Source organism: Bacillus cereus group sp. Bce019, assembly GCF_051781745.1.
GTDB lineage: Bacteria > Bacillota > Bacilli > Bacillales > Bacillaceae_G > Bacillus_A > Bacillus_A cereus.
On the sequence record NZ_JBPWJX010000012.1, the window covers coordinates 62,211 to 76,617 of the forward strand.

The following is a 14,407-nucleotide window of genomic DNA, read 5'->3' on the forward strand; positions in this document are numbered from 1 at the left end:
CTATTACGAGTACAGATTCCTTACATACAATCTCCCTTCCTTACATGTAATACAAGCAAAAACTGTGCCAATTATATTTCTTATGAATAGCCAACATTCTTTTATAAATACTGTAGAATAAAATATACATAGGTGCTTCGGCAATGTATAAATCATTTGACACAAAATCTAATGTTTATGAAGAACAAATTCATTGAATATTATAAGTTCATTAGCCAGTAAATAATTCCCCACTAACTACATCCCCAATTTTTAAATCTCTCAAAAAAGGTAAACAAACATATTCCATAAAGCTAATATGTTCGTTTACCTTTTTCTATTTCAAATCAACAGCAAAATATCGTTGAATAAAAACAGCATGAATAAGTATTTTGTTATTCATTTCTCTTCTTCATATAATCTTTTTCACATTGCAACGGCTTGAATTTCACTTTTTTCCCTTTCTTCTTTTTCGTTTTTATAACGAGCCATTCCCCTTTTTCAACGTCTAGTTTTAGGCTTTTCATTACATTGATATTATCTTTTTCTTTATAAAGTAAAAATGCTTCTTGCGCCCTCACAAATAGGCTGGGCTGTTCGCTAAATCCACCACTATCATAAATTTTAGTTAGCGAAGTATAATAAGAATCATTTTCCTTTCCACCATACATCAAATGAGCAGCCTCCAGATCTCTTTTACTTACTTCCCAAAAACTATGTTCATCAATATTTAAATTAAATGTGGATTTAATGTCCTGTATTATATTCTTCACATACTTTTCATCTCGAACTTTTCTTTCTTCGAGACAATCCGAAGATAACTTTGGTGCATCTGATTGGGAATGTACAACGTGTTGTATCGATACACACAGAATAAATACGCTTAAAATGTAAAATATTTTTTTCATATTTACATATCACCTCAAATGATTTAGATACTATATCATTTGAGGCTTACAATATTCTTATGCTAATAATAAGAAAGATCCTATAAAATAAAATTTTTATAGGATCTTTCCTTTTAATATTGTTTTATCAAATTCACGGGCGGGGCAACTACCTTACTACTTTTCACATCATATAATCCTATAGGTGTTACTCGTATAAAAGGCAAGTGCGTCGCAGAAAAGAATAAAATTGTAAATGCTGGATCATCATACGCGTAGCCACGCTCTTGTAGTAATTTCACCATCTGTTTCTCTTCCTGTATTAATTCACTCATTTTTAAATTAGACATACTCCCGAGCAATGGTAATGCTATTTCGTGTAATACTTCATTCTTTTCAGCTATTACCATTCCCCCGCCAAGCTCTTTTACTCTACGAAAAGCTGTAAGCATATCTTCTTTTCTTTTTCCTATAAGAATGATGTCACCTGTACCAGAATAAGAGCTAGCAAGCCCACCTAGTTCTTTTGCAAAACCTTTCATAGCTGTATTCACTTGCCAACTGCCATCACGAGCAATCATCATAAAGAAACATTCATCATGATCTGTGGACAATTCATCACAGTCTATATTGATTTCACTAGTGTATGGTTTTGTAATAACGTTATTTAATAAGTGTATCCCCGTTTTATTAGAGAAAATCATATCCTCTTTTTCTATTGACCAATCTAGTGATAATGGAGTTACTTTATGTTTACTCCAGTCTATATGTAATGCTTCATGTGTATTTACACCGTCACGCTTCACCCATTTCCCCTTTGCAAGGACACTAATTGGTACTGGGTTTTCTTTACTTTCTAAAATATTGATATTAGCAATTCTACCTGTCGCAATCGAACCATGTACATGTTCCATATTATAATAACGAGCAATATTATAACTTGCCATATCGTATGCATCTATTACTGGTACTCCTTGTTTTATCGCGGTAGAAATCATAACGTTTGTCATTCCATTTTCATAAAACGAAGGATGTGAGCCGTCTGTTGTAAAAAAGAATCTATCAAACTGCTTTACGCCTAGTTCCAACAATTCTTTCAGTAAAACTTCTAAATCTGGGCGGATTGAAGAATTTCTTAAGGAAACAGTGTAACCTTGCATAAGACGAGTGAAAGCTTCCTGCCCTGTCATCGCTTCATGATCACAATCTGTACCTAACAGTTTTAACTTCGCTAAAGTCGTTTCAGATGCACCCGGAAAATGTCCTTCTACTTTCTTTTGCAATCGCTTCGTTTCCTGCACCCAAGTTAACATTTCATCATCGCCATGTAATAGTTTTGGCCATGCTGTTAGCTCGCCGCCTTGAAGAACCGCTTCATGCTGCAACCACTCTATTATTTCTTCACTATTAAACAAAGATTCCCTGTTTTGCAATTCAGTTTGTCCATCAAAACGGCACCACCAATACATACTTGCTGGAATCTTTTTGAATTCATCTAATAAACGAAATGCTTCTTCACGCTTTAATGTGAAAAATAAAGTTAAATTATCATTAATAAAAGTTGTTGTCCCAAACTGCATCGCATAATTCGCTAACGTCTCTGGGTTATACAACTGATACGGATGTGCATGCGGTTCTATGTAACCGGGTACGACATACTTTCCTTCGCAATCAACAACTTCACACTCCATTAATTGCTCTGGCAGCTGCTCCCCTACGTATACAATTCGATCATTATATATCCAAATGTTCGCTGTCATCCACTCGCGCATATAGGAATTTAAATATGTTGCATTCTTTAATAATATGTGTGGACTTCTCTTACCATCTAGTACTTCAACATGCTCTCGTAATTGTTTATTACTCCATTTATAATGATTTTTCCCCATTGTATTCAACTCCAAATCAACTCATAATTATTTTGATTAAAACGAGAAATAATTAACTAACTAAAGTATTTTCCATTCATAACTCCCCAATTGGCGCCCCTATATCCTTCATTATATGGAACAATTTCAAAAATAACAATTTTCAGAACTATACACATACCTCTTTTATCCAAAATAAAAAGAATGTCATGTAACTGACATTCTTTTTATTTTTATCGTAAGCATTAAAATTGATTTTAACTTTGAAATACACTTGATGTCATATCATAAATGCAACTACTGTCCATAGTTGCGAACTTAAAAAAGCACCTCTTTTAAATACAACTATAACAAAATTCCATTCATTTTCTTTTCATCTATTTATTAAATTCAATTTGCATCATTTTATTAAACTGCGAAACTATATCGATCTCATCTAAAGAGTTAATACTGACAGCCAATGTATGCTTACCACCAATTACTCCGCCAGCAAAAGTTGTAAATCCGGGAATTCCTCCTCCGTGACCCCAAACTGAAACACCATTCGGAAGTTTAGTCTCATAGATTCCAAGACCATACCCATCACCAACCGCTTTTCCTTCTACAGGAACTGTAGTAAGCATTTCTTTTAGCTCTCGTTCCTTCAATAACTTACCACTGAGTAAAGATGAAAAGAATTTATTTAAATCATCCGCATTAGAAATCATATCTCCAGCTGCATTAGCTAAACTCGGATTATAATACGTAATGTCTTTCAACTCGCTCGTTCCTTCGGTTTTCACATACCCACGAGCGTGATTCTTTCCTGGGATTACAGGTGAATTACCTGGTAAAAACGTATTTGACAAGTCCAAAGGTTCAATAATTCGCTTTTCGATTTCCTCCGCATAACTATTACCAGTTATTTTTTCAATAAGCATTCCTAGTATTACGTATCCTGTGTTTGAATACGACCAGCTTTTACCTGGCGAAAAATCCGGAGGCAGCGCAAGTCCTATTTTCACTATTTCTTCTGCTGTATACGTTTTTTTCGAATTCATTATGTCAGCATCTTTTGACTTTAAATATTCAGCTATACCACTCGTATGATTTAAAAGTTGGCGTATCGTAATTTGATTACCATCATACCCATTTCCTTGAATGAGGCCCGGTAGCCACTTTTCAATTGAATCGTCAAGTTGTACGCGATTTTCTCCAACTAATTGCAGAACAGTCGTAGCAGTAAAAGTTTTCGTCACACTACCAATCCGAAAGCGATAATCTGATTTCACCGGTTTCTTTGTACTTAAATCTGCTACGCCAGCAGTATAACTACTCGTTTTTCCGTTATTATACGCCTTAGCTAATATCCCTGGAGCGCCAAGCTGTACAGTTTCCTGCATTACTCGCTTCCAACCATTCCGATTCTTTTGTTCATGCGCTTTTGACAAATTAGAGATACTTTGAGTAGACTCCGCTTTCACAGTAAAATCTGGTGTGATTAGAGTAGTACCCGCCAATAAAACTGCCAAACTTGCTAATTTCATTGAATTACGTTTTTTCATAAGGGTTTCTCTCCCCTATTCATATCGTATTGATTCAAGCTATACTTTCATCCTATATGATAAAACTTTCTTTTTTCTTATCCATTCCTTACGAAATACTTACGTTTAAATTTAAGTAAAGTAAACTGAGGAAGAATTATGTATGCAAATAAAAAGAGAACATGTTTTCATTTTTTATGTAAACATGTTCTCTTAAACATTTAAAATTCTATATCAACTTTTCATCCTATTCTTTACACAACTAATTTATATGCCTTTTTACCAGCCCGCACTAGCATTCATACCATTTCCAATAATAGAAAGTAATAGCGGCCATAATACTGGTCCCAATGTAAGAAATACATTTAGAAGTATGAGCATTCTATATCCACCGGTGAAATTATGATTTTTACGATTAACAAATACGAGACTAACTAATGATATTATGGTCGTTAAAAATAACACTAACATTAGCAACCAATACCACACCATTAAACTGAGACTCCATGGTGTTAATAGCTCGTGTATGATACAAAACGAGATTCCTAATACAGAAAAACTAAAACTAGTCACCGCTGTTTTTATAAGCCATTTATTTACTTTTTTATCGTATGTATTTTTACAATATAAATCTATTAAAGTATATAAAGATAAATATGCCATTAATACACCTATCCAAGACAATAACCAGTCTCCGTCCCCTTTGAATAATACGTACAGTAACCAACACATACCTACTGCAGAAAAAACAAAGGAAATAAGTATGCTTTTTAATACCGATTTCATTACATTTTCACACCCTTAAAAAACTTAAAAATTAATTATAGTTTATAAAAATTAAGTATAGGTTAACATGTAATGAAGTATAAGTAAATAAAGTTAATTTTGTTTACCTATTTAAATACGGTTTCATATAAGAAAATAATTCATGTTAATCAAATTTCCGTATAAAAAAAGAAAAGGTGGATATTTATGTATCCACCTTCCCATCTCCCTCTACCCACTTCATTATTTCTTCCACATCTAAATCCGTATACGTCTTTTCCCCATAACGAACAGACTCATATAACGAGATAATATCCCTTGTTCTACAAATTCTTTTTAACCATTGTTGCATCGTTTCATAGGACCTTCTCTGTTCATGAAATGGTAATGTTCTTTCCCATTCAACTAACGTTTTTCTTATCTTATCTGTCGGTAACGGCTGTTCTAACTGATGAATGACTTTTTCATTCTTTATGCTTCTTACCGCAGTTTGCTTTGTGATCGATTCTTTCTCCTGTACTATTTCTGTTTTCGTCAATTTTTTCCTAATATACTTGTAGATGGCATATATAATTGATATTGCGATTATCACATAAAAAACTATAGTAATCCATACATTTGAAAGAACAGAAAGCACGTCATTCCATAGACTTTCTCTTTCGAAAGGTTGAAATTTTTTACCCGTTTTCGTTCTTATACCCGTATCTTTTACTTCTTCATATTCATCTTCATCTATTTTGGAATCATCAAAATTTTCACCTATACTAGTAAAGTCATAATTTCTTTCCGATATTGTCTTAGTCTTACTGAAAAAACGCTCTTTTACTATGTCTTGTACATACACAATACCTTGTGATAACGTTATCGCACTAATCGCAAAGAAAAGTATGATTAAAGTTCTCACACTCCATAACTTCACTTTCATATGTCGCTTTTTATTCACCATGACATAAGCCCCTTCTTATTCTTTCATTACAATCCATTTATTCGTTCTACTGTATTTCTTTGGTGAAGTACCAATAATTAAAGGAACCGCATCCAGTTCCTTTCGACGAAAGCCTGCTGTGTAAAAGTAAGAAGAAGATATAGGCGTATCTTGGTCTGATATCGAGGCAAGTACCCTTAATACATTTTGCAAATGTTTCCGATTATCACCATTTTTTATATGTAGCAAACCGTTATCTTTTACACTATTGATCCATACTTCAAACGAACAGTTTTGCATAAGAAGTTGTTTGCATATACCTGCTGTTAATTCAATTAATTCCTCTATATCATTTCGCAAAGAAACACCACTTTTATTTTGCAAGTTGAGATAAATCGCGTATTTATCACATTGTGTTCGCTCATACTTTTTCGCAATTATCGTCCCTGTTTTCGCTGTTGCACTCCAGTGGATGGAACGAAAATCTTCATTTTCATAAGACTTTACTCCCATTACTTTCGTTTCATCATATAAGGGTGAAGACATCGCTTTTCGAAATCCTCGTGACCATTCTTGTAATTCAGGAACTTGTATTTTCGGAACAGCTGGTAAGACTAAATAAGAGGGCGTATCAACTTGTTTATATGTTATATGGTTCGTTATAAATCCAAAGAGATCAGTAATAACAATTTCAACTTCTTCCCATTTCGCGATGCCTCTTTTTAACGCTACAGCTTGCAAATCAAATGAAACTGACTCCCTTCCTTTTAAATTAAAATTCATATAATAATTTGAACCTGTACTATGATTTTTGTTTATTTCATCATGATTCCAAGTTAGCTTATTTTCACATTTAAATCGAAATACGATATTAAGAATAGGAAATGTCGACTTGTTTGAAATTTTCATTTTGCACATATTCGTTTCACCTATAAAAACATTCGAACTCCCTTGACTGTATTCCCATTCAACACGAGATACTTTACGTATATATACATGCATAGCACCTATTAAAATTACATATAAAAATACGAGAGATAAAAACAGTAGATTACTTGAAAATACACTTAAAATAACGGCTACAACTGACATAACTCCCATTACGAAAGGCTCCGCTAAAGGTGTATACACAAGCTGTTGATTCATCGTACATTCTCCACTGGCACACTAATCGTATGAAGAATTTCTTTCATAATTTGTTCTTTCGTCGTTTTCATCTCTCCCTCAATCGTTAACGTTAAACGATGAGCACAAACTGATGCAGCGAGCGTCTTAATATCATCTGGCGTACAGTAATCTCTTTCATTTAATATTGCCCGTGCTTGAATTGCTCTCATAAATGCCAACGTTCCCCGGGGGCTTACACCAATTTCAATTAACTCATGGTTACGAGTTGCTTCAATAATTTCAAGGAGATAATCTTGCACCTCATTCCCTACTAACACTTCTCTTGCACGCTTTTGCATCGTAATAATTTCTTCACTTGAAATAATAGAATGTAACGTTTCTAACGGATCATTCATTTGAAACCGATTCATCATTTCCTTTTCAGCTTCTCTCGTAGGATAACCTTGGCGTATTGTGAGTAAAAACCGGTCTAACTGAGCATCTGGTAAAGGAAATGTGCCCGCTGATTCGAGTGGATTTTGCGTTGCTATAACTAAAAAAGGTTCTGGTAATGAATGTGTCTGTTTCGCAATTGTAACAGTACGCTCTTCCATAACCTCAAGTAACGAAGATTGTGTTCTCGGTACAGCTCGATTAATTTCATCCACTAATACGATATTTGCAAAAATAGGACCTAACCTCGTTTTAAAATCCGATCCCTTCACATCAAAATATTCAAGGCCAATAACATCTCCAGGCAAAGTATCCGCTGTAAATTGTATTCTTTGAAATTTAGCGTTCACACTTTTAGCCAAACTTTTCGCTAATGTTGTTTTTCCTGTCCCAGGTACATCCTCTAATAAAATGTGTCCTTTTGCTATTAGAGCAATGGCTGCTAGTTCTATCGATTCGTCTTTTCCTATAATAACCTTCGAAATATTATTAGTAATTTTCTTTAATGTACTCATATAGTAATCTACCACCTTTTAATTATCTAAAAATTAAGAATACACTTTTTTCCAAATTATAACATGTAATTCGAAGATGAAATAGAGTGAAAATGAATCTTTTATTTTTTCTTCATTGCACGCAAAAAAGCACCTATTGTCGTACATTGACAATGAGGTGCTTAACTCAATCCAACAGCCTTCTTTCCCTCTAATTTTTAGTAACAATACATCCTCTTTTCTGCCACGCATGCATTGTTTTCAATTAACTAGTAAAATGCATTCTAATATTACATATAATAAAAACCATTTCGATTTGTTCGTTATAGAACTTCCTCTACATCGACACTCTCAATCTTCACTTCATACATATTTGGGATGTTTGCTTCTTTTGGTACCCATGCATAATAATTTTGATCATTCTCTAACATAAATTGAATTAACTTTGTTTCTGATCCATTCCAGAAATTTTTAAGATTATCAATGTAGTCTTCTAAATCTTCTTTATAGTCCAGTTGTAATATATAATCTCTTACCGTCAAGGCAAACACAATTAAACTTCCTAATAGATTTTTTTGCTCATTTTCTTCTTCATACTCTTGTGGTAAGAACCACACTTGACCTATTCCTATCGTTTTTTTGTATTTCTCATAAAAACTACTATCATCGATATTCTTATAGTCATGTATTAATTCATTGACCAATGAATGCCATTTTGGCGGAATAATATTTTCCAATGCAGGATGATGTTCAATTCCTTCTACTATATCCTCGATTTCTTCTGTCTCATCTTCATAGTGATATTCACTTAGGTCTATATGCTTGAATTTCATTTCATTTTTATAATGTGCCAAATCATATGGATAGTGATTATTATCTTTTAAACTTGTATCATCAAGTTCCAAAATTTTCGCAAGCGCCGCTGTTTCAAAACTCCAATATCCTACATATCCAGGTTCTTTATGCGCATTTTTCCATTCATAATCATAATGGCCTTTAAACCATTCTTTCTCCATGTACGTTTGTAATCTTTTAGATGCTTCTTTTTTATCTGTTTGTGCAAGTTCTATAATCTCTCTTGTTTTTGCATATGGATTTTCTTTATAATATCTATTCGTCACTTTTGTGTATCCGATATCACTAGCGCATAAGAGGAAATCGATTACTGCATCATTCACATTTTTTTTATCAACTATCTTTTTTAATCTTTCTATATTCTTTTTATCCGTCTCTAACAAAATTCCTAAAGAAATTATCCAAAGCATATATATATAACCCACTTTGCTAGTCCCTGTATGCTCTAAATCATCTATCGCATTATAAAAATATACTTCCATTTTACTAATGTCTTCTCCTAAAGAATACATTGCCCTAATGTCGTTCATCTCATGTATAAAATTCGACAAATAATTTTCTAATATAATACTTTTGTTATCATTAGGATATCTTTGAATACCATTTTTTTCATCTTCTTCTAAACTTTTAATCTCTTCTCTATTTTCTTCGATAAACTCTTTATGATATTCTATTCCCCTTTTACATTTTTCTTCTATACATAAATGATCCCTCATTCTTTTTAATTCCTCCTCGCTTCTAGATTATGGCCACTCTCCAACGATGTTACCCTTTGCATCTATCTTAAATGTTTTAACCTTTCCACTACTATCAACTTTTGATAATACTCTTTCAACTTTACCTCTTTTCAAGGCTTTCGTAATCTGTTCAGCTAATACTTCATCTCCCTCAACAGCTTTTAATATTCTACTTTTTCCAGTTTCAGAACCTTTCAACCAATCATTTGACATTTGTCGTCCATCTTTAGTTTTCCCCAATTGTGAACTGCCAAACTTAGCCTCATCTATAACGTATTTGATCTTTGATTCTACATTTGCATTTTCGTATAATCCATCAATCCTTTTTACTATTTTATCATTTATGCCTGATGGTGCACTTTTTCCGACTGGCTTTAAATCAAATCCAGCTTCTTTTAAACTTTGATTATTCAATAAATTGTCACTAGATTTTATTTCACCATAATTACCTTTTTGCTTATTTGTAGCTGTTTTTGCATCAAAATTATCTACAGTTGTATTTTTGTTACTGCTAGGTTTACCGTTAGCCGTACCCCCACCAGAAGACTGGATTTCTTGAATAGTATCCTTAGTATTTTGAATCGATTTATTCCAAACAAATCTACCATGTACAAAAAGACTTGCCCCAGTAGCTGTTGCTGCTATATCTAATGGAATAACAATTGGTGATGCTAACCCACCAGTTCCTACTTCTGCCACGATAGTTAAGAAATTAGATTCGCCTATGAGCGAGATACCTTCAAACATTTCTACAATGGACCCGGCTATTTAATAATTTTGCCCTGTTTTTTTTAATGTTTTTTGACATTGAAAAACAAACTATATACCTGCAATTGAAGCCTATGTGCATATTCTGTTAGCTTTAATTCATAAAAATAATTTCGATAAATTTATAGCTTACCTTTCAATTAAAAAAGCACTTATTGTCTCAAATAGACAACCAAGTGCTTTAAGTTCATATGTTTTTAAGTAGCATAAATTTGTAATTTTTTTCCTATTCCAAGTCTTTAATATTCGTCGTACAGTAAAATGTCATCTCGCCTAAGCTCGTACCTCGTTTTCTATTCTATCATTGCACATAACACTCTATGATGGTACAACCATCATGATCTATGAATTTCAAGAAAGTATCATTATATCCCATGGTTCTATACTTAAGCACACCAACTATTCCTTTAATTTAAGGATTTTCTATATAACTTTCTGCAATATCAATATCATTTGTCATTTCTAATTCTGGAAATTTTCCATCTAATTTTCTTAAGCAATTAATTAGTTCTTTACTTTGTATAATTTCTACTATATCTTCCAAAACTTCACTTATCCAATATAACTCTTCTTTACTACAGTTCTCTAAATATCTTATAGTATTTTCCTCATTTTCTGAGAGAACTTCTATTATTTCATTCCAACTTTTTTGTATCCCATAGTCATCATTCAAATTTAATTTTTTTCTTTCATTTAATATAACTTCCATTTTATTTGCTATATCCATATTAATCCTCCAAACTCTATCTACGGTTGTTTAGTCGCATCTGGAAAAATAGTCCCTATCTCTCCATTTGTTTTTATAACTCCAACCCTAACCCCATTATACTCTCCAAAAATAGCCACACCATTTTCTGTATTCGCAAATCCGGGCAATTCAGCAATCTTAGCACCTGCTGCTGTAATATCAGACTCTGTCCAGCTTTCTGGAAACCATGATTGATTGGAACCTGTTCTTTTTGCTTTCACCTTGTGTCCAGGCACATTACCTACCCTAACACCGTTTTCGTATACTTTATTTATATTATAATCTACATTATTTTTTTCCAAAAATTCAATATTACTTTGTCCATGTCCTCCACCCTTCATTTTTGAAATATCTCCTGTTTTAGGATGTGTTGTAAAGTCACCTACATTTGAATGTTTAATGCTACTTTCGGGTATATTAACCTTGTTAGCCCGACTAGTTCCATTACTGAATCCACCCGTACCCTTACCACCATCTTTAGACTTCGCAAACTTATAATAAGCTTCTATTAATTCGCCTTGAGGTATTTTGGTTACGATAGTTCCACCAATACTAGAGAATGCATAGGAAGCCTCTCTCTTAAATGATTGTAACATTTCAAGTGTAGGCTTCAATTCTTTTGCTAGTTTTACTGCATTAGCAAATGTACTTACTCCACTTGATGCTTTTGCTCCTTTTGTGATATGGCCTATTGAAGATTCAGCTAAACTCCGATATATCTATATAAACAAATAATAAAAATAATATGTTGATGAAGTTGCTAAAAATCAATTAGATATTATGGAAGGTTATACAAAATCCCGAAATGTGGATATTCGAATAAAAAACTCCAGTCATGATTCATAAAATCACTGGAGTTTTCATCTTAATACATACTATAGTTTTTATCATTCATCCGATTACAAAAGCCGTTTCCTAATCGAACGAGCTTCTACCCTCTTTTCAATAAGACTACGCTCTCGAACTATGATTATTTGATAAAAATATTTCTTCTTATTTCAATCAATTAAATCCATATAATATAAATCATTTTCTGATATTTTTGCAAGAAAATCTTCTAGTGAATCGGCAATTTTAAATTCATCATAATAAATCCCATTATTTTCTTCTGTTGTTAATTTAATTGAAATTAAAACTGTTTCATTACCTTCAAAAAAGATTATTTCTTCTTCAAGATCATCATAAACTTCAATGTCTGGAAAAAATTCATAATCATTTTGCTTTAATCGAAAATCTCTAATAGAATAAGGGTCCATAATACGATTAATATTGTGCTTAGAACCTTTGATAAAGCCATACCCAACATTTAAGAAGAAATCTTTTAGTTCTTTTGGAAATTTCAAACCTAATACCTCTTCCACTTCTTCTATCTCTTCTAATGCTACTGGATAAAAGCTATTATGTTTATTTGATACTAGATAATCATACTTCATATTATTTACCTCCATTAAAAAGTTTATTTCCTGGTGAACCCGAACCATGAATACCACCTTGATGCTCATTAGGAAATTTAGCAGGATGGATATTCCACCACTCATGTTCCCCACGATAAGAGTTTTCAATTATATGATGAGCATCATAAGGTTCTCCTTTTTTTCTTAAGATTTTTCCTGTTTTCTCTGAAATCACATCTTCTGTATAAGTTGGCCATTTTTGACCAGTTTGTTTTTCCCATTCATCAATTAATGAATTCTTAATTTTATTAAACTCTCGTCTATATCTCTTTGTTTCTGAAGACGTCATCTTTTTATATTCTGTATTTCTTAATGCACTTTTTAATTCTTCCATTTGTTTTTTTGGTATTTTTCTATTTGTCTGTGTTTCAATATCTCGTACATATTTTCTAATTAGTTCTCCATCAATCTTACTTCCAGCCCCACTAACGCCCTTACCAACATCACCCGTACCCTATGTTGTAATCTTAAACCCTCACAATAAAAAAGCAAACCATGTAAACCTTATTAAACTACTTCTTTTTCTTCCACTACCGGCAACTCATAAGCTGTTTTATATTTCATCATGCCATATACAATGTTTACAAGCCTTCTCATAATACATACCAATGCTTGTCCCTTTGTTTTTCCTTCTTTTAGTTTCTTTTGATAGTATGCATGAAATACTGGATTCCGTGGCGTCTTACTTCCTTTCGCTACTTGCACTTGCTGTACAGCTAAATTATAAAATAAAGCGTGTAACGCCCTGTTTCCTTGTTTGCTTTTATGCACCTTACCTTTCCCACCAGAACCAAAGTAAACAGGCGCAATCCCCGCAAATCGTGCTAATTTGTTGGCATTTAGAAATCGCCTTACATCTCCAATTTCTGCAATTAATGCTGATGCAGTCACAAGTTCTATTCCCGGCATTGTATCTAATTGATAATCTAGTAGTTTTACTAGCTGTTTTAATTCTCTCTCGATGTATTTCATTTCTGTCTTTTTAAACTCAATATCCCGTACAATACTTCTTACTAAAAAGTCTCGTGTTTCTTGATATTCCTTCATTGTATGTCCATCTTCTTTTACAAGTTTTAATATGTCGCTTGCTTTCTTTACTGAACATGTATTGTTGCTAACATCTAATAAAAAAGCTGTTAATTGCTTTATATTTGCCCCCTCTAAACAAGAGGGTGACGGATATTGCTGCCAAAACGCTAATGCTGTTTTTCCATCTAACTCTGAGAAAAACTTTTTATAACTTGGATAATGGTGGTTTAATTGAATATGTAATTGGTTCTTTAACGCACTTTGTGCTTTTACTAATGCATTCCTTCTTGAAACTAGTTGTTGTATCGACCAAAATAAATCGTTTGGCTTTGCATCTGGTAATTGATTAAATTTGTTTACCAATATGCGTGCTACACATTCCGCATCCCAGCTATCGTTCTTTTTAATCATTACCTCACTTTTGCGTTCTAAAAATGATAAAGCTGGATTTACTTCTTTTACTACCTGTTCGTGATCTACTAAATATTTCGCTAATGCTCTTCCATAACCACCAACATCTTCTAAACCAAATACAACAGTTATCCCATCACACACATATGTCTCTACTTCTAGTAAAAACTTCGAAAATGCAGATGGTTTATTCTCAAATTGTATTTCTCCTAATTTCTCTTGCCAACAATTAATAATAACAGCCGTATGATGCTCCTTATGTAAATCTACTCCTACATACAAATAGTTCTGTCTATTATGCATAACTCATCCCTCTATTCAATGATTTAGTCATATATAAAAATGTCGGCAACCTTAGTTCGAGCGATCATCTTTCGATGCGCATAGGTACGCAAGCCTATCCA

11 protein-coding genes and 3 pseudogenes are annotated in these 14,407 nt (G+C 33.0%); all 14 read right to left on the minus strand.

Features of this window, described 5'->3' with window-relative positions:
• Positions 1 to 374: 374 nt before the first annotated feature.
• Positions 375 to 887, minus strand: a complete 513-nt coding sequence (locus ACS2QP_RS16990) for a hypothetical protein (RefSeq protein WP_153582435.1) — start codon at positions 885 to 887, stop codon at positions 375 to 377.
• Between the two features lie 113 nt (positions 888 to 1,000).
• On the minus strand, positions 1,001 to 2,755 hold the full coding sequence (locus tag ACS2QP_RS16995) for an adenine deaminase (protein WP_438882663.1): 1,755 nt from the start codon (positions 2,753 to 2,755) through the stop codon (positions 1,001 to 1,003).
• Between the two features lie 356 nt (positions 2,756 to 3,111).
• Entirely contained in the window at positions 3,112 to 4,278 is a 1,167-nt protein-coding gene (locus tag ACS2QP_RS17000; RefSeq protein WP_061457379.1) for a serine hydrolase domain-containing protein, read from the minus strand.
• 258 nt (positions 4,279 to 4,536) lie between these two features.
• Positions 4,537 to 5,043 carry a DUF3902 family protein gene (locus tag ACS2QP_RS17005; RefSeq protein ID WP_061457380.1) on the minus strand — a complete coding sequence of 169 codons (507 nt, stop codon included), beginning with the start codon at positions 5,041 to 5,043 and terminating at the stop codon, positions 4,537 to 4,539.
• Between the two features lie 184 nt (positions 5,044 to 5,227).
• The gene (locus tag ACS2QP_RS17010) at positions 5,228 to 5,968 is read right to left on the minus strand and encodes a hypothetical protein (protein ID WP_000247494.1); all 741 of its coding nucleotides are present in this window, start codon (positions 5,966 to 5,968) and stop codon (positions 5,228 to 5,230) included.
• Between the two features lie 15 nt (positions 5,969 to 5,983).
• The gene (locus ACS2QP_RS17015; RefSeq protein WP_061457382.1) at positions 5,984 to 7,093 is read right to left on the minus strand and encodes a DUF58 domain-containing protein; all 1,110 of its coding nucleotides are present in this window, start codon (positions 7,091 to 7,093) and stop codon (positions 5,984 to 5,986) included.
• On the minus strand, positions 7,090 to 8,022 hold the full coding sequence (locus tag ACS2QP_RS17020) for an AAA family ATPase (protein ID WP_438882664.1): 933 nt from the start codon (positions 8,020 to 8,022) through the stop codon (positions 7,090 to 7,092). The genes ACS2QP_RS17015 and ACS2QP_RS17020 overlap by 4 nt, the downstream gene beginning before the upstream one ends.
• Positions 8,023 to 8,324: 302 nt before the next feature.
• Entirely contained in the window at positions 8,325 to 9,572 is a 1,248-nt protein-coding gene (locus tag ACS2QP_RS17025) for a PoNi-like cognate immunity protein (protein ID WP_438882665.1), read from the minus strand.
• Between the two features lie 27 nt (positions 9,573 to 9,599).
• Positions 9,600 to 10,361 (minus strand): annotated as a pseudogene (locus ACS2QP_RS17030) (hypothetical protein); the annotation flags it as partial.
• A gap of 412 nt (positions 10,362 to 10,773) precedes the next feature.
• Positions 10,774 to 11,088, minus strand: a complete 315-nt coding sequence (locus ACS2QP_RS17035) for a hypothetical protein (protein WP_000350220.1) — start codon at positions 11,086 to 11,088, stop codon at positions 10,774 to 10,776.
• A gap of 20 nt (positions 11,089 to 11,108) precedes the next feature.
• Positions 11,109 to 11,813 (minus strand): annotated as a pseudogene (locus ACS2QP_RS17040) (EndoU domain-containing protein); the annotation flags it as partial.
• Positions 11,814 to 12,107: 294 nt separating this feature from the next.
• Positions 12,108 to 12,542, minus strand: coding sequence for an SMI1/KNR4 family protein (locus ACS2QP_RS17045; protein WP_061457387.1), 435 nt, complete (start codon positions 12,540 to 12,542; stop codon positions 12,108 to 12,110).
• A gap of 1 nt (position 12,543) precedes the next feature.
• Positions 12,544 to 13,017: pseudogene (locus ACS2QP_RS17050) on the minus strand (cytoplasmic protein); the annotation flags it as partial.
• A gap of 53 nt (positions 13,018 to 13,070) precedes the next feature.
• Entirely contained in the window at positions 13,071 to 14,306 is a 1,236-nt protein-coding gene (locus ACS2QP_RS17055) for an IS110 family transposase (protein WP_086419725.1), read from the minus strand.
• Between the last annotated feature and the right edge of the window lie 101 nt (positions 14,307 to 14,407).